This window comes from Pseudoxanthomonas sp. PXM02, from assembly GCF_014851805.1.
Classification (GTDB): domain Bacteria; phylum Pseudomonadota; class Gammaproteobacteria; order Xanthomonadales; family Xanthomonadaceae; genus Pseudoxanthomonas_A.
Map to the genome: position 1 here is coordinate 39,821 of NZ_JACVAK010000006.1, position 16,470 is coordinate 56,290.

18 protein-coding genes are annotated in these 16,470 nt (G+C 67.6%); 1 reads left to right on the forward strand and 17 read right to left on the reverse strand.

Going from position 1 to position 16,470, the window contains the following annotated elements; genetic code table 11:
- The first annotated feature begins 2 nt into the window (after positions 1-2).
- Positions 3-542, forward strand: coding sequence for a DUF411 domain-containing protein (locus IB225_RS19630; protein WP_225584143.1), 540 nt, complete (start codon positions 3-5; stop codon positions 540-542).
- Positions 543-599: 57 nt separating this feature from the next.
- Here IB225_RS19630 and IB225_RS19635 read toward each other — a convergent pair whose 3' ends face one another.
- From IB225_RS19635 to IB225_RS19715, 17 genes are all read right to left on the reverse strand, one after another.
- The gene (locus IB225_RS19635) at positions 600-1,004 is read right to left on the reverse strand and encodes an excinuclease ATPase subunit (protein WP_192314727.1); all 405 of its coding nucleotides are present in this window, start codon (positions 1,002-1,004) and stop codon (positions 600-602) included.
- Positions 1,005-1,153: 149 nt separating this feature from the next.
- The gene (locus tag IB225_RS19640) at positions 1,154-1,639 is read right to left on the reverse strand and encodes a hypothetical protein (protein ID WP_192314493.1); all 486 of its coding nucleotides are present in this window, start codon (positions 1,637-1,639) and stop codon (positions 1,154-1,156) included.
- Positions 1,640-1,689: 50 nt separating this feature from the next.
- Positions 1,690-2,157 (reverse strand): hypothetical protein, encoded by a 468-nt coding sequence (locus IB225_RS19645; protein ID WP_192314496.1) that lies wholly within the window; start codon positions 2,155-2,157, stop codon positions 1,690-1,692.
- 54 nt (positions 2,158-2,211) lie between these two features.
- On the reverse strand, positions 2,212-3,447 hold the full coding sequence (locus tag IB225_RS19650; protein WP_192314499.1) for a beta-ketoacyl-ACP synthase: 1,236 nt from the start codon (positions 3,445-3,447) through the stop codon (positions 2,212-2,214).
- Positions 3,444-4,178 (reverse strand): 3-oxoacyl-ACP reductase FabG, encoded by a 735-nt coding sequence (fabG, locus tag IB225_RS19655; protein ID WP_192314502.1) that lies wholly within the window; start codon positions 4,176-4,178, stop codon positions 3,444-3,446. The genes IB225_RS19650 and fabG overlap by 4 nt, the downstream gene beginning before the upstream one ends.
- Complete coding sequence (locus tag IB225_RS19660) at positions 4,178-4,630, reverse strand: hotdog family protein (RefSeq protein WP_192314505.1); 453 nt, start codon at positions 4,628-4,630, stop codon at positions 4,178-4,180. The genes fabG and IB225_RS19660 overlap by 1 nt, the downstream gene beginning before the upstream one ends.
- Positions 4,630-5,820 carry a beta-ketoacyl-ACP synthase gene (locus IB225_RS19665; RefSeq protein ID WP_192314508.1) on the reverse strand — a complete coding sequence of 397 codons (1,191 nt, stop codon included), beginning with the start codon at positions 5,818-5,820 and terminating at the stop codon, positions 4,630-4,632. Before IB225_RS19665 ends, IB225_RS19660 begins: the two co-directional genes overlap by 1 nt.
- Positions 5,817-6,365: a DUF3261 domain-containing protein gene (locus IB225_RS19670; RefSeq protein WP_192314511.1), complete on the reverse strand. Its 549-nt coding sequence runs from the start codon at positions 6,363-6,365 to the stop codon at positions 5,817-5,819. Before IB225_RS19670 ends, IB225_RS19665 begins: the two co-directional genes overlap by 4 nt.
- The gene (locus tag IB225_RS19675) at positions 6,353-7,585 is read right to left on the reverse strand and encodes an NAD(P)/FAD-dependent oxidoreductase (protein ID WP_192314514.1); all 1,233 of its coding nucleotides are present in this window, start codon (positions 7,583-7,585) and stop codon (positions 6,353-6,355) included. Before IB225_RS19675 ends, IB225_RS19670 begins: the two co-directional genes overlap by 13 nt.
- Positions 7,582-9,954 carry an MMPL family transporter gene (locus IB225_RS19680; RefSeq protein ID WP_192314517.1) on the reverse strand — a complete coding sequence of 791 codons (2,373 nt, stop codon included), beginning with the start codon at positions 9,952-9,954 and terminating at the stop codon, positions 7,582-7,584. Before IB225_RS19680 ends, IB225_RS19675 begins: the two co-directional genes overlap by 4 nt.
- The gene (locus tag IB225_RS19685) at positions 9,947-10,582 is read right to left on the reverse strand and encodes an outer membrane lipoprotein carrier protein LolA (RefSeq protein WP_192314521.1); all 636 of its coding nucleotides are present in this window, start codon (positions 10,580-10,582) and stop codon (positions 9,947-9,949) included. The genes IB225_RS19680 and IB225_RS19685 overlap by 8 nt, the downstream gene beginning before the upstream one ends.
- Positions 10,579-11,010: an acyl-CoA thioesterase gene (locus tag IB225_RS19690; protein WP_192314523.1), complete on the reverse strand. Its 432-nt coding sequence runs from the start codon at positions 11,008-11,010 to the stop codon at positions 10,579-10,581. Before IB225_RS19690 ends, IB225_RS19685 begins: the two co-directional genes overlap by 4 nt.
- Entirely contained in the window at positions 11,000-12,541 is a 1,542-nt protein-coding gene (locus IB225_RS19695) for an aromatic amino acid ammonia-lyase (protein WP_192314525.1), read from the reverse strand. The genes IB225_RS19690 and IB225_RS19695 overlap by 11 nt, the downstream gene beginning before the upstream one ends.
- Entirely contained in the window at positions 12,534-13,478 is a 945-nt protein-coding gene (locus IB225_RS19700; protein ID WP_192314528.1) for an acyltransferase, read from the reverse strand. Before IB225_RS19700 ends, IB225_RS19695 begins: the two co-directional genes overlap by 8 nt.
- Entirely contained in the window at positions 13,475-14,254 is a 780-nt protein-coding gene (locus IB225_RS19705; RefSeq protein WP_225584155.1) for a glycosyltransferase family 2 protein, read from the reverse strand. The genes IB225_RS19700 and IB225_RS19705 overlap by 4 nt, the downstream gene beginning before the upstream one ends.
- Positions 14,244-15,923 carry an AMP-binding protein gene (locus IB225_RS19710; RefSeq protein ID WP_192314534.1) on the reverse strand — a complete coding sequence of 560 codons (1,680 nt, stop codon included), beginning with the start codon at positions 15,921-15,923 and terminating at the stop codon, positions 14,244-14,246. Before IB225_RS19710 ends, IB225_RS19705 begins: the two co-directional genes overlap by 11 nt.
- The gene (locus tag IB225_RS19715; protein WP_192314537.1) at positions 15,916-16,467 is read right to left on the reverse strand and encodes a hypothetical protein; all 552 of its coding nucleotides are present in this window, start codon (positions 16,465-16,467) and stop codon (positions 15,916-15,918) included. Before IB225_RS19715 ends, IB225_RS19710 begins: the two co-directional genes overlap by 8 nt.
- Positions 16,468-16,470: the final 3 nt, after the last annotated feature.

Below are 16,470 nucleotides of genomic sequence, written 5' to 3' on the forward strand. Positions count from 1 at the left end.
GCATGGACCATCGCGTCGCCCTGCTCCACCGCACGTCGGCACTGCTGCTCGTGAGCCTGCTAGCCGCCTGCACGCAGGCGGTCACCGTACCGGTGGACACCGCGCTCGCCTCGACCGCGTCTCCAGCCTCTGCGCCGACACGCAAGGCGGCCGATACATCGATGCCGCGCATCACCGTCCACCGGGATGCGCACTGCGGGTGCTGCCACTTGTGGATCGATCATCTGCGCGCACAGGGCTTCGATGTGGACGACCGGATCGAGCCCGACATGAGCCCGGTCAAACAGCGACTTGGCATCCGCCCTGATCACGCGTCCTGCCATACCGCGGAAGTGGGCGGTTACGTCGTGGAAGGTCACGTGCCGGCGTCCGACATCCGCCGTCTGTTGCGCGAGAAGCCCGCCCTCCATGGCCTGGTCCTGCCAGGCATGCCGATGGGTTCTCCCGGCATGGAAGTGGAAGGTGTCGCGGCCGTGCCCTACACCGTACTCGCCCTTGGCCACGATGGCGCCACGTCGCCCTACGCGGAACATCGTCCCTGATGAAACGCATGCGGCCGCCCTTGGGCGGCCGCACGGGAAACGAACGGGTTACCCGTCCTACTTGATCTTGACGTAGGTACCCTTGAGCGCCACCCCACTCATGATGCCGCCCGCATGGCATTCGTAGTTGGTGGGACTCTTGAACTCGTTCTTCTTGAAGTAGCTGGTGATGTTGATCACCGCATTGGCACCGCGGTCCTTGGCGCCTTCTTGCAGGGCCTTCAATGCCGACAGCGCCACCCAGCGGCACGACTCCGCATCGGACTTGCCCACGCCGTTGGTCTTCTTGTTGGTGACGTCCTCGCCGAAGCGGGACACCACGGCAGGTGTTTTCTGGCCGGCAAGGTAGAAGCGCACGCTGCCATCGAGGCCCGCCGCCTTCGCCTGCGGCGAATCCAGCAGTTCCTGCAACGGAAGTTCAAGGCGGGTATCGGCCGCGAACGCAGGCACGGCGGCCAGCATCAGGCAGGTCAGTCCGGTGGTCAGAAGTCGTTTCAAGGTCTAGCTCCTGGGGGATGGGCGGCCGGGCCGCTGGATGGTGCAGCTTGCCAAGCCCGATGTTCGGGTGATGTGGAGGGACGCCGGATTCTCCGCGACGCCTGCGCGCGGCATCACTGGATGGGCGGCACGTCCTCTTCGGGCCCGATCTCGATCTCGTTCTGCTCGGCCGCGAACTGGATCCTGAAATCACCGCGACGCAGCCATTCCGCCGTATCGGCGGCGAGCGCGTTGCTGATCTTGCTCAACGATGAACACGCACCACGGAACGGCGTCATCGTCCTTCGATAGGGCTGGAATTGGCCGATAAGCTTGCCGTTCTCGAAAAGCTCGGCACGGATCATCGCCCACTTGGGTCCCGAGAATCCTCCGCCTTCGGCAGTCCGCATATGCATGATGCGGATGCGCAGCGTGCGTCCTGGCACGGCGTCGAGGTCCTGATCGGTAAGCGCTACCAGACCTTTCGAATACTCGACGAGGTGCGCAGGCAGTTCGGCTGTCCAGTCGCACTCCTTCATGAACTCCGGATAGCCTGCATAGCCGTCGCGCAGCACGATCACCGAGCTGGTGCGGATCACGTCGTCAGCCAACGCGGGCATTGCCGTCGCCGCAAGGCAGAGTGTCAGCCATCCGGCCCTCAGCAAACGGATCATGGCGAGGACGCCGACGACTCGGCGTCGGCGTCAGTACCGGCATCTGCCTGATGGAATACTGGCGAGTTCTGGATATCGATGGCCAGGTTGCGGATCCAGCGGTTGTAGTTGCCATGGATCTCGGGCTTGCCGCGCTTGATCTCGTAGTTCATCTCCTTGCTGGAGACATACTCGATCTTGTAGCCATTGGCGTCGTAGCGCACCGCGACGATCACCTCGTGCGTGCGCGGTGCATAGCGCAGCGTCACCCTGCCGGGCTCGCTGCCGCTGACGGTCCAGCCACGTGCCTTGCCCGCATGGATGATCGCGGCCTTGATGCGCGCGGCGGTGGGTGGAATGCCGTTGGTGGACTCCACCTTTTCGTAGACCGGAATCGCCATCGGATCCTGCTTGCCTGCGATGGCGGGCACGCTGGCAACCGCCAGCATGGTCGCGAACAGCAATGAAACGGAACGCTTGCTCATTGTTTCCCCCTGTCGTCATGGAATCCGGTGGCGCGGGCACCCCTGCCCGTCCGCTCACCAGCGCTTGAAGATGATCGATGTATTGATGCCGCCGAAAGCGAAGTTGTTGTTCATCACGTAATCGGTCTGAAGTTCCCGGCCCTCTCCCGTGATGTAGTCCAGGTCGGCGCAGCGCGGATCGCGCGTTTCCAGGTTCAGCGTCGGGGCGAACCAGCCCTCGCGCATCATCTGCAGCGTGATCCATGCCTCGTAGGCCCCACACGCCCCCAGCGTATGGCCCACGTAGCTCTTCAGCGAACTGATCGGCATGCGGCTGCCGAATACCGCCGCGGTGGCGGTCGTCTCGGCGATGTCGCCGTGGTCGGTCGCCGTGCCGTGCGCATTGACGTAGCCGATCGCCTCGGGCGCCAGGTCGGCATCCTCCAGTGCCAGGCGCATCGCCTGCGCCATCGTGTCCGCGCTGGGCTGGGTGACGTGCTGGCCATCGCTGTTGGTGCCGTAGCCGACGATCTCGCCGAGGATGGTCGCGCCGCGTGCCAGCGCATGCTCCAGTTCCTCCAGCACCAGCGTGCAGGCGCCCTCGCCCAGCACCAGCCCGTCGCGGTTCGCATCGAACGGGCGCGGCGTGCTTTCCGGCTCATGGTTGCGCACGCTGGTGGCGAACAGCGTGTCGAACACCGCCGCCGCCGTCGCATCCAACTGCTCGGCACCGCCGGCGAGCATCGCCAGCTGCTTGCCTGTGCGGATCGCCTCGTAGGCCGAGCCGACGCCCTGGCTGCCCGACGTGCAGGCGCTGGACGTCGTGTAGACGCGTCCGGTCAGGCCGAAGAACACGCCGATGTTCACCGGCGCGGTGTGGCTCATCATTTTCAGATAGGTGGTGGCGTTGATGCCTTCGGTCGTGTGCGCGTTGAGCATGCGACCGAAGTCGCCGATGGCCTCGTGGCTGCCGGCCGACGAGCCGTACGACACGCCGACCTTGCCGCTCTTCAGCACCGGGTGCCCCAGCAGGCCCGCCTGTTCCAGCGCCAGTTCGGTGGCGCGTACCGCCATCACCGCCACGCGTCCCATGCTGCGCGTGGTCTTGCGGTTGTAATGCGCGGGCAGCTCGAAGGGTTCGGCGGGCGCAGCCAGCCGCGTGTTCAGTCCTTCGAACTTGTCCCACTCCTCCATGTGGCGCACGGCATTGCGGCACTCCCGCAGGCGCAGGTGCACGCTGTTCCAGTCGTGTCCCAACGGGCTGATCGCACCCGCACCGGTCACCACCACGCGTCGATCGCTGCGACTCATCCGACCAGCCCCCCGTTCACCGAAATCACCTGGCGAGTGACATACGAGGCTTGCGGCGACATCAGGAACGCCACCACGGCCGCCACTTCATCGGGCTTGCCGACGCGCTTCATGGGAATCATCTTGAGCGCCTCGTCGACCACTTCGCCACTGACCATCTCGGTATCGATCAGCCCCGGCGCCACGCAATTCACGGTGATCTCGCGGCTCGCCAGTTCCAGTGCCAGCGCCTTGGTCGCACCGATGATGCCGGCCTTGGCCGCACTGTAGTTGACCTGCCCGCGATTGCCGACCAGGCCGGACACTGACGACAGCGTGACGATGCGGCCGGGCTTGCGCCGGCGCACCAGCGGCATCACCAGCGGATTGAGGATGTTGTAGAAACCGTCGAGGTTGGTGTCCAGCACCGCATCCCAGTCCTCGCCGCTCATCGCGGGAAACGCGGTGTCGCGCGCGATGCCCGCGTTGCAGACCACGCCGTAATAGGTGCCATGCTCGGCAATGTCGGCCTCCAGCGCCTGTGCCGCCGCCGCCCGATCGGCGACATCGAAGGCCAGCACGCGGGCCTCGCGCCCAAGCGCGCGGACCTGCGCCGCGACGGCCTCGGCTTCCTCCACCCGGCTGCGGCAATGCACGACCACGTCGAATCCATCCTGCGCCAGCCGCAGCGCGATCGCGCGACCGATGCCCCGGCTCCCCCCGGTGACCAGGACTGTTGTCTCTCCCCTCATTACTGCGCACTCTCCAGATAGGCCATCGCATCCGGTGGTTCGAACACCGAGACGTTGGCGGTTGCCAGTTCTTCGCCGTCCCCCAGGATCCGGCAGCCGAACATTCCCAGCCCATTGTCGCCCAGCAGCTCGCGCCGCGCCTCCACCCGGAGCAGCGTCCCGGCCGGGAACCACGACACCCGGCTCTCGTAACGGCGCGTACCCAGCAGGAAGCCGATCGAAGGCTCACGTCCTGCGCGGCGCGCGTGGCAGCCGGCCCAGGCGGCGATGGTCTGGGCCATGTACTCCACGCCCACCCAGGCGGGCACGCCCTCGGCGTGACTGAAGGGGCCCTCTTCGGGCACGCGCAGCTCGACCGTCACGGTGTCCTCGTCCCAGGCCAGCAGGCGGTCGACCAGCCGCATCGTCCCCCGATGCGGAACCACGCGCTCGATGTCGTAAAGCTCGCGCATCATTCCCCTCCGAACACCAGCACGGCGTTGCTGCCACCGAACGCGAACGACTGGCTCAACACATGCTTCATCGGGCCCGATGCGCGCTCGCCCGGCGCGACGAACGCCAGCGGTGGCAGCGATGCATCCGCCACGCCATCCCACCAGTGCGGCGGCAGCCGATGGCCGGGATTGTCCACCATGGTCAACCAGCACAGGCCGGCCTCGATCGCCCCTGCAGCGCCCAGCGTGTGGCCCGTCAGTGGCTTGGTTGAACTGACCGGCACGTCATTGCCCAGCGCCTGCGCGACCGCGCGGCTCTCCATGGCATCGTTCTGCGGTGTGGCCGTGCCGTGCAGGTTCACGTAGTCGATCTGCGACGGCGACAGCTGCGCCCTTGCCAGCGCCTGGTCGATCGCATCGATGGCGCCCGCCCCGGTCGGCTCCGGGGCGGAGATGTGGTGGGCATCGGAGGTTTCGCCCCACCCCGCCAGGCGCACCGGCCCCGGTTCGCGCGTCATTAGGAACAGCGCCGCGCCTTCACCGATGTTGATGCCATGGCGATGTTGCGAAAACGGATTGCAGCGCTCGATCGAGACCGACTCCAGCGCCATGAAGCCACGCACGGTGAATTCGCACAGCGAGTCCGCACCGCCGGCGATCACCGCGTCCACGATGCCCGCACGCAACAGGCGCGCGGCCGATGCCATCGCCTTCGCGCTGGACGAACAGGCGGTGGAGAGTGTCCACGCCGGTCCACGCACACCCGCTTCCGCGGCAAGGAACCGCGAGGGCGCACCGATCTCCTGCTGGACGTAATGGAAGCCGGTCGGCCACTCGCCTTGCGCGCGAAAGTGCGCCAGCGCCTGCTCCGCCTCACCGATGCCGGACGTACTGGTGCCCACCACCACGGCCACGCGTGTGGGCCCATAGCGCTCGATGGCCTGCTGCACGCGATCATGGATCTGCAGATAGGCAGCGCGCAGCAATGCATTGTTGCGACCGCGCAGCTGCACGGGATGATGGTCGAGCGGGAGCAACGCTGCTGCCACCCTGCCCAACGCCAGCCGCTGGCCAGCGATCAGCGCGTCGTCCGGCGTCACGCCGATGGGCGCGTCATCACGGAACAGCGCGTCGCGCACGGCGACCTTGTCCGCGCCGAGCGCGCACACGATGCCCAGATCGTTCAGGAAGATGGCGGCGCCGTTCAAGGAAGCACGTCTCCGCCGGCCACCGATTCGATCGTCAGATCATAGCCATCGGCCAGGTTGCGAACCTGCAGCGTGGTCGCATTCACGCGCTCGCGCACCAGCCAGACACGGCCGTCGTGGCTGAGTTCGCGCGTCTGGTCACGCTCGGCGAGCGTCCAGCCCGGTGGCAGCGCGGCACGCACGGCTTCCGCCGGCCACAGACTGAACTGCACGTCGTCCAGCACGCGTTCGCTGCGCACGGCCGCCGGCAGCCAGGCGGCACGCTGCTCGGACAGCTGCGTGCCGTCCCATTGCAGGGTGACGCCGGTACGACCCATGGCCTGCACCGCCAGCCGGACCGCCTGCGCATCGACTTCCAGCAACGCATCCAGCTCGCGCACGTGCGATCCGAAACGGAACACCAGGCGCTGCTGCACGGCCAGGTCCTGTCCCAGCGCCGCGGGCGCCAGCCGCAACGGCGGCAACACGATACCGGGCGTTCGCGTGGCGGTCGACGCGCAGGCGGTCAGCAGCACAACCAGCAGCAGGACGATCAGCCGCTGCACAGCTGCTCCAGCACCTGCAGACGGCGCTGCGTTTCTGCAACGTACGGATTCTTCTTGTCCCAGGCGTAGCCAGCGAGGATCGAGCAGATCATCCGACGGATATCAGGCTGGGGATCGGGGTGGAAGATGATCTTCTGGAAGCCGCCGGCGTACCACGACTCCACGAAACGGCGGAACGTCTGCACGCCGCCGCGCAGCGGCTCGGCAAAGTCGGCTTCCCAATCCACCGTCTCGCCGGCGTAGTGACGCCGCAGGCACTCGCTGGCCAGCTGTGCCGACTTGAACGCGATGGTGACGCCTGAAGAAAACACCGGATCGAGGAACTCGCCCGCATTGCCGAGCAGTGCGTAACCCGGGCCCCACAACGAGCGCACGTTGGCGGAGTAGCCGGTGATCTGCCGCACGGGCAGCACCGCCCACTCGGCGTTCTTCAGCAATCGCGTCAGGTTCGGGTCTTCGCCGACGATGGCCTGCAGGCGCTCCAGCTCGGTGCCGGTGTAGCGATCGAGGAAGGACTGCTCCGCCACGACGCCCAGCGAACAGCAGCCGTTGGAGAACGGGATCGTCCAGTACCAGACGTCGACATGTTCCGGATGCGTGGTGATCAGGATCTTGTTGCGGTCGAAGCCGGCGTCGACCGGAATATGGTCGCGCACGTGGGTGAAGATGGCGCCGCGCACCGGGAAGTTGGAGGGCGACTCCAGCTTCAGCAGGCGGGGCAGCAGGCGTCCGAAGCCGCTCGCATCGAGCATGAAATCCGCTTCGATGGCATACGTCTCGCCCTCGGGCGAACGCACGGTCACGCGCGGCGTCTCGCCGGGTTCGGCGGACAGCACTTCATGCCGGTAGCGCACCTCGGCACCCATGCGCTCGGCGCCCTTCGCCAGCACGTGGTCGAAGTCGGCGCGCTGGACCTGGTACGTGGTGCCCCAGCCTTCCGAGAACTTGTCGCGGAAGTCGAACTCGGTGGTGCGCTCGCCACGCACGAACGCGGCGCCGTTCTTGTACTGGAAACCCGCTTCAACCACATCCTGCAGCAACCCTGCAGCCTGGATGTACTCCATGCTCTGCGGCAGCAGGCTCTCGCCGATGGAGAAACGCGGGAACTGCTCGCGTTCGACGATCAGGACCTTGCGGCCCTGCTGGCGCAGCATCGCAGCGGCGACGGAGCCGGCCGGGCCGGCGCCGATGATCAGGATTTCAGTGCGTTCCGTCTTCATGCAACGGTGTTTCCGTTCGTGGGGGAATGATCCGGTGGAGGCCGGAACAAGGGGGACAGCAGCCAGACCAGGCCGATGCCGAACAACAGGGTCAGGCCGAAGGCACGCAGCGCAGGCGTCGCCGACAGGCCCAGCAAGCCGAACGACAGCCAGGTGCTGGCCGCACCGACGCAGACCGCCAGCCATGCACTGGCATCGCCCCGGTGCTCGACCAGGAAGATGCCGTAGTCGATGCCCATGCCCAGCAGCAGCATCAGCGCCAGCACGTTGAACAACTGCAGCGGCTGGCCCAGCCAGCCCAGCAGCGCCACGGTCAGCACACCGGCCAGCAGCGTCGGTGTGATCACGCGCCAGGCCTGCCCGCGATAGCGGACGGCGAGCACGCCAAACACGACCACCACGCCTGCCAGCAGCAGGCCCGTCATCATGCGTCGGTAGTGCTGCAGCAGGCGTGAAATATCGGCAGTGCGGTCGATCCAGCGCACGCCTTCGATGCCGTCCGCTTGCGCGGCGAACGTGGCGAGCGCATCCGGACGGGGCAGGTCGTTGACCATCACCACCGAGGCCACCCCCTGCCCCACCTCGCCCAGCCAGAGGTGACGTACCGGCAGGGCCGCGGGCGAAGCGAGGAAGGTATCGAGCGTCAGCGAGCGCGGAACGAACTCGCCCCGCGCCAGCGTCTCGCCGGTGGCGACCGACAGCCGCGCCAGCACCTCGCGCTCTGCGCGTGCAGTCAGCGCCGCATCGTTTTCCTGCTGGCGCTGCGAGGGCAGCCAGTCGCTGAGCGCCCGATGTCCGCCCACCAGACCCTTTGCCTCCACGTCGCGCAAGCGTGCCACCAGGTGCTCTTCGCGCTGGAGCACTTCTTCGGCATCGCGCCCCTGCACCAGGTAGAACTGCGCGGGACTCGGCATCCCCAGCAGGCGTCCCACGTCGCGCTGCTGCGCGATCAGTTCTGGCGGCGAGGATTGCAGGCTACGCAGGTCGTCGTTGCCGCGAACCTGCATCAGACCGGGCACCGCGACCAGCAGTACGACGGCCGCGAGCACCAGCCCGCCACGACGGTTGGCCAGGCGCGGCCAACTCGCCAGCGTGCCGCCCAGCCAGCGCGAAAACGCGGTCGTGCGGACTTCGCCGCCATCGAGCCAAGGAAAACCGAAGATCACCGTCAGGAACGCGGCGGCCAAACCCACCACCGAGAACAGCGCCATCTGCCGCAGTCCCGGAAACGGCGCCAGCCCCAGCGCCAGATACGCCATGGCGCTGGTCAGCAGCGCCAGCCACAGGCCGGGCAGCAGATGGCGCAGCAGCGACCAGCGCCGCGCCTTCGGTTCGCCCTGCCGCGAGGCGAACCAGTGGATGCCGTAGTCCTCCGCCACGCCGACCAGGCTCGCACCGAAGATCAACGTCAGAAGATGGACCTTGCCGAACACCAGCACCGTGACCGTCAGCGCGACCGCGCAGCCGACCAGCAACGACAGCGCAACCAGCAGCAGCGGCCGCAACGAGCGGAACGCGAGCCATACCAGCAGCAGCACGGCCGCCAGCGAGCCCCAGCCGATGGTGTTGACTTCGCGGTTCGCCTGCACCGCGGCGGATTCCGCATGCAACGGCACACCCGCCTTCAACACCTGCACGCCCGGTGCCACCGCCTTGGCTGCCGCAGACGCCGCATCCAGCAGATCCTGCAGCCGGCGTTCGCCATCCAGCTTGAAAGCGGATTCCCGCAGGGTGAACTGCAGCACCGCCCAGTGACGGTCTTCGGCCTGCAGCAGGCCGTCGCCGTCCAGCGCCATGCCGGATGCCGTTGCCTGCGCCTGCCACCACTGCGGCCACAGGCCGAGCGGATCGCTGCGCCATTCGGTCAGGCGCGGCGCGCCCATCGGCCCGTACAGTGCCGCCAGCGCCGATTCCGCAAGAGCATCCGCAGGGGTCTGTTCGAGGTGCTGCCGTTGCGCCGGCGTCAGCAAGCGGTCGCGATGCGGCGCAAGCACCTCGCGCGCCTGGGAGAACCAGTCTTCCGGTGAGCGCTCCGCCACCAGCAGGTCGACGCCTTGCTGCGCCGACGCCTGGATGGCGCCCTCGAAGGCATCACGCGCACGCAGTACCGCGTCCGCGTCCTCTGCGCCCAGCATCACGACGACGTCGCGCGAACTGTTGCCGGCGATGCGGCGCGTCGCATCGTCCACGGCAGGATCGCCGGCTTCCTGCGGCAACAGGGCGAGGATGTCGCTGTCGATGCGCGGCGACTGCCAGAAGCCCCATTGATGCCAGGCCACGCCCGCCAGCACCAGCAACCACGCCAGCGCCAGCCAGCGCCAACCGCGCAGCCTGCGTTCCGGTTCGTCCGGTGTTGCCGACTCAGTCAAACCGGGCCGCCTCGTCGCGCGTCAGTGCCGTGGGCGTTTCGCTCATCCCCTCGAAACGCAACCGGGTGACATCGCCATTGGCTTCCCGCAGTTCCACCTCGCGTACGTAGCGATCGCCTGCCAGGCGCACCGACGTGAACGCCTGCGCCAACTGGCGTGAGCGCGGCGACAGCGTCATCCGCCAGCCCTTCCCGTCGGCGGGCTCGCCCTTCACGTCGAAGGTCGTTGTCAACGCCTTCAGGTCGCCGCTCATCAGGGCGAACATCATCGCGTTCACGGTGCGCAGTGCCGGCTGTTGGCGCCCATCCACTTCCACGCGTGCCGTGCCGTCGCGCTGCCGGCTGACAATGCGGTCGCGGGTGATGACGATCTCGGACGGGAACGGCGCGACGGTGGACCAGATGACGCCCTTCTCGCGTGCCAGGACGAAGCGGCCGTTCGAACGCAGCGGGTTGCGGAAGCCCGCCACCTGCTTCTCCTGGGAGAAGTTGCCTCGCAGCAACGGCACCTGCGCGACCTGCGTGCCCACCTGCGCCAGCGGGTCGGCCGCGAAGGCAGGGCGGGCAACCGGTGCAGATGCCAGTGCCAGAACAAGCAGGACGGGAACCAGCATGCGGCGCAACGTCATGGCGCGGGGACTCCCAGGCGTTCCCACAGGACGGGCGGGCACAGATACAGCATCTCGCCTGAAGCCGCGTCGACCGCGACCTGCAGCGTATGCGCACGCGTCAGGACCTCGCCGGTGGTGGCATCGCGGATCTCGTACTCCATCTTCAGCCGGTTCTCCCATTCGGTGATGCGTGCCGACACGCGCAACGGCTGCGCATAGCGCAACGGCCGGATGTATTTCACCCGTGTATCGACGATGGGCCACATGTAGCCCGAGGCCTGCATCTGCGGGTAGTCGTAGTCGAAGCGCTGCAGCAACGCGCAGCGGGCGATTTCGAGATACTTGAAGTAGTGCCCGTGCCAGACCACCTGCATGGCGTCGCAGTCGTGGAACGCCGGTGCCAGCGCCACTTCGATGCACAGGTCATCGCGAAGCTCAGCCGGCATAGACGTTCCAACGCGCGTCGCGGATGTCCGTCACCAGTTGGCGGAGTTCGCCATCCAGGGCGCGATCCTCCTCGACCAGGGCGATCCGTTCGCACAGATCTTCGTACATCGCGGCCGGGCCTTCGCCCAGGGTCGATTGCAGTCCCACGCGCTGGCGCAGGCCCACGGCCTGGCGGGCAGCGATCAGCATGGCCGCGACCACCTGTTCGGTAAGCTCGAGCACGCGCAGACAATCGCGCGCGGCGATCGTGCCCATGCTGACCTTGTCCTGGTTGTGGCATTCGGTGGAGCGCGAGAACACCGATGCCGGCATGGTCAGCTTCAGCGCTTCCGCGGTCCACGCCGACACACTGATCTGCAACGCCTTCAAACCGTGGTTGATCGCCGCGCGCGGCCCGGTAGCGCCGGACAGGTTGGCTGGCAAGCCATGGTTGTAACGGGCATCGACGATCAGGGCCAACTGGCGGTCCAGCAGGTCGGCGACATTGGCGACCGTGTTCTTCAACGCATCCATCGCAAAGGCGATGTGGCCACCGTAGAAGTGCCCGCCGTGCAGGATCTGCTCGCGTTCCGGATCGATCAGCGGGTTGTCGTTGGCGCTGTTGAGTTCGGTCTCGATCAGCTGGCGCAGGAACGGCAGCGCATCTTCCAGCACGCCGATGACATGCGGTGCGCAGCGCAGCGAGTAGCGATCCTGCAGGCGCTGTTCGTTGCGCGGCGGACGATCGCTGTGCAGGTCCTCGCGCAGGCGCTGCGCGACGCGCGCCTGGCCCGGATGCGGTTTCGCGGCGAACAGCACGGCATCGAAGTGGTGGGCGTTGCCGTTGCTGGCCAGCACGTTGAACGCGGTCAGTCGGGTGGCCAGACGCGAGACGTACTCGGCGCGGTCGAAGGCCAGGCAGGCCAGCGCGGTCATCACCGCGGTGCCGTTCATGATCGCCAGACCTTCCTTGGGGCGCAGTTTCAGCGGCGCCTGGCCGATCTCGGCGAGCGCTTCCGCCGCGGGCCGGATGCGGCCGTCATGCAGCACCTCGCGTTCGCCGCACAGCACGGCCGCAACGTAGGACAGCGGCGTCAGGTCGCCACTGGCACCGACCGAGCCTTCCGCCGGAATCAGCGGCAGAACGTCATGGCGCAGCAGACCCTCCAGCCCTTCCAGCAACGGCAGGCTGACACCGGACATGCCGCGCACCAGCGAAGCGAGCCGCGCGGCGAGGACGGCACGGGTCTCGGTCGCATCCAGGAAACGTCCCAGTCCACACCCATGGTAGGTGTACAGATGGTGCGGCAGCTCGGCGACCAGCGCCGGCGGGATATTTACCGTGCAGGAATCGCCGTATCCGGTGGTGACGCCGTAGATGACGCCTTCCTCGTGCAGCAGGCGATCCAGGAAATCGGCGCCCTTGGCGATGCGCGCGCGGAAGGCCGGTGCGGTCGACAACCCGGCGGACACACGGCGGTGCGACAGCGCCACCACGTCCTCGATGCGCAGCGGAGCCTCGCCAAACACGGGCGTGGCGGTTTCATTCATGGCGGGCGTCATGCGTTACCTGATCCCAGAAGGGGTAGAAATTGAACCAGTCGTACGGCGATTCGCGGACCTGCCGTTCCATCCATGCCGCGAACTGCGCAGCGTAGCGCGCCAGCGCCTCATCGCGCGATCCGCGCGGCAGTTCGATCCGTTCGGCGAACGACTCGAAGCGCACGCGATAACCGTCTCCGACGTGGGTACAGGCCATCGTGAAGACCGGACAGCGCAGCGCAGCGCCCAGCACGTAGGCGCCGATCGGAAATGGCGCGTCATGACCAAGGAAGGAGGCTTTCACTGCCCGCCCTCCCCGCACCGGCACGCGGTCGCCGGCGATGGCGACGAACTCGCCCCGCGCAACGCGTTCGGCCAGCTTCACCGCGTCGGCGGGACCCAGGTCGGTGACCTGCAGCAGCTCGACGCGGCTGCCGGCATCCAGGCGCCGGATCAGCCGGTTGAAGCGTTCGGCATGCGCCGTGTGGACGAGCGCGGTCAGGCGGAAGCCCGGTACCTGGTCGGCCATCACCTGGCACAGCTCCAGGCAGCCCAGGTGCGCGGTGATCAGCAAGCCGCCCTCGCCCGCCCTCACGCGCGCTAGCACGCCCTGGCGCTCCATGGTGACCTTGTCCACGGGATAGCGCTGCCCGAGCGCCAGGATCTTGTCCAGCAACGTCTCGGCGAACACCGCGAAGTGGTACAGGCTCTGCAGCGCGCCCGGCCGACGCGCCGGCACGCCGAGATGGGCATGCACGCGCGCCAGGTACTGGCGCGACGCACGACGCGCCGTGCCGTTGAGCAGCCAGTGCACGAACACCACCGGATACACGCAGACCCGGAACGGCCAACGGCCCAGCCAGCGATGCACGAAGCACAACAGCAGGATGCCGCGCACGGACGTGGATTCGCCGATATCGGCCCAGTGGTGCGAACGATCGCTCACGCGCGGCCGCCCTCGAACTTGCGCGCCAGCAGGCGCGGCAGGCGCAGGACCATGCCGAAGAACAGGCGCGTGTGCATGCGGCTGATGCGCACGTTGTCGCGCCAGACGTCGAAGTGGGAGACGCCGTCCAGCGGATACGTCACGCGCGTCGGCCGGCTGCGCACAGTGATACCCCGCCAGAACAGTCGCACCAACACCTCGACGTCGAAATCCATCCGGCGACCGATGGTCTCTTCATCCATCAGGCGCAACACCGGCGGCAGCGGGTAGACGCGAAAGCCGCACATGGAATCGCGGATCGTGAACGACAACGTATTGATCCAGACCCAGACGTGGGTCAGGTAGCGGCCGTAGAGCCGGCCCTTCGGCACGCTGGCGTCGTACAGCGGCACGCCACAGATGACGGCATCCGGGTGCACGCGCGCTTCTTCGAGGAACCCGGGGATGTCGCGGGCATCGTGCTGGCCGTCGGCATCGATCTGCAGCACATGGGTGTAACCCGCCCTGCCCGCCTCACGGAATCCCGCCAGCACCGCCCCACCTTTGCCCTGGTTCACCGGCAGGCGCAGCAGCGTCACGCCGGACGCATGCAGCGCCGCCAAACGGTCGAGCTCGCGTGAACAGGATTCACCGGAACCGTCGTCGACCAGCAGGCACGGCACTCCCGACGCACGCACGCCATCCACCATGGTCGCGATGGCGTGCTCGTGGTCGAAGACCGGGATCACCACGAGCGGACGGAAATCGTTCGCCGGGGCCATGGCGTCATTCCCCATCGGCGAACACCACACGGCCACTGGCATGCGGGCCATGTTCCGACTCGTAGCGGAACACCAGCGTGCTGCGATCGGCCAGCCATTCCAGGTCCAATCGGATCCGGTCGCCGGGCCGCGCGACCCGCTGGAACTTCAACGCCTCCATGCGGAGGAAGGTCGCCGGCAACGGGAATACCTCTCGCGCCAGTTGCACGGCCCAGTCGAGCTGGGCGACGCCGGGCAGGATGGCGGCCTGGGTGAAGTGGCCTTCGAACACGGCCAGCGATGCATCGAGCGGCAACTCGACCCGCGCATGCGTGGGTTCGCGCAGCGTCCAGTGGGCAGGCGGACGCTCGGGACGGAACAGCGCTGTCAGCGCGGCTTCGGTCACCTTGCCCTGGGCGTTCGTCGGCAGTGCCGACACGAACCGCCAGCGCCGTGGCCGGGCGACCGCATCCTGCGTATCCGCGAGATGGCGTGTCAGCGTGTTTGCCAATGCCCGGCGACCGGACGCATCGTCGGGAACGCGAGCGTCCGGATCCAACACCACCACGGCGACCAGCACGGCACGCTGACCGCCCAGCAGAAGCACGCGCGCTTCACGGACCGAAGGATGGGTCTGGATCTGACGTTCCAGCGCATCCAGCGACACGCGACGCTCTTCCACCTTCACGATGCGATCGGCACGCCCCAGCAGGCGGAAGCCGCCAGTACCGTCAACCTCCGCACGATCCTGGCTGCGCCACCAGGCCGGCTCGGCCAGATGCAGCGAACGGACTTCGAGCACGCCTTCTGCCAGTTGCCATTCGACGCCCGGCAGCGGCCGCCAGGCAGGCTGTTCTTCGTCCCAGCGACGCCAGGCGATGCCACCGGTCTCGCTGCTGCCCAGGATCTCGACCGGCGGCACACCGAGCAGCCGCGCCACGTCGTGCGCGGCTTCCGCGGGCAGCGCACCGCCCGACGAGAAGACCGCCCGCAGGCGGCCGTGCACGGAGGGCCAACCGAGCTGCGCCGGGAGGCGCTTCAGGTGCGCGGGACTCGCGACCAGCACCGTCTCGTGTCCTTCCATCGCCGCCAGCAGATCTTCGGGGAAGAATGCCCGCGGCACGATCGCCCGCCCCGCCGCCAACGGCCACAGCACCCGGAACAGCAGGCCGTAGATGTGCTGGTGCGACACCGTGCCATGGATCGCGACATCGCCCAGCCCGGCACCGAGGGCGGACTCCAGTGAGCGCGCTTCGGCATCAAGCTGGCGCAGGCGCTTTTCGATCGCTACGGGCTCACCCGTGCTGCCCGAAGTGAACACCACCAGCCGCGTCGCTTCCGGATCCAGGGGCGTAAGCAGCGCATCGCCGACCTCGCTTTCACGGATAGCGGACACGCCAGGCCAATCGCCTGCGAACCCGTCCACGCGCGACTGCAGCCGCGCCAGCGTTCCCGGCAATGCGTCACCCGGCAGCACGACGGTCTTGCCTGCGTGCCAAGCACCGAACAGCGCCGACGCGAAACGCGTGGCGTCGTCGAAATGCAGTGCGAACGTGGTGCCCGGCAGCGCGTCGAACGCGGCATGCCAGCGCTGGGCGTCGCGCTGGAACGCGGCGTGATCGATGCTGCCACCTGCGACGCGCGCAAACACGCGCCCCGGCACTGGTCGCACGGCCACGTCGAAGAGCGTACGCCACTCAGCCATGCGAATGCCTTGCGCGCACGCGCCGCCGCACCAGCCACTCGATACTGAAAAGCACGCCGATCAACACGTAGGCGATCAATCCGTTGTACAGCGCCCATGCGCCGTCGGACATCCACAAGGCCGTGACCAGCGCCAGCGTGCCATTGAAGACGAAGAACACGCACCACACCTGGGTCACCCGTCGCGTGTAGGCCACGCCTTCCGGCGGCAGGTCCGGCTCGGTGAGCCGGGCGATGCGCTCCACGGCCGAGGGCGGAAAGACGAGGCTGGTAGCGAACACGACGAGCAGCACCGCGTTGACCAACGCGGGATACAGCTTCAGCGGCAAGGCTTCGTTGAACACCGTCGCCAGCGTGGCGAGCAGGGCGGCCCCGGCGGCTGCGGCCAGCCAGACGGCCTGTCGCGTGGCGGCCGCACGCAGCAAGGCGAGCACGAGCAGGAGCACCGCCAGCCAGCGGGGCTCGAAACGGCCCATGGCCCAGTACACCACCAGCGGGTATGCCACCGACAGCACCACGAAGATGGCCGCGCCTATCCGGGACACGGG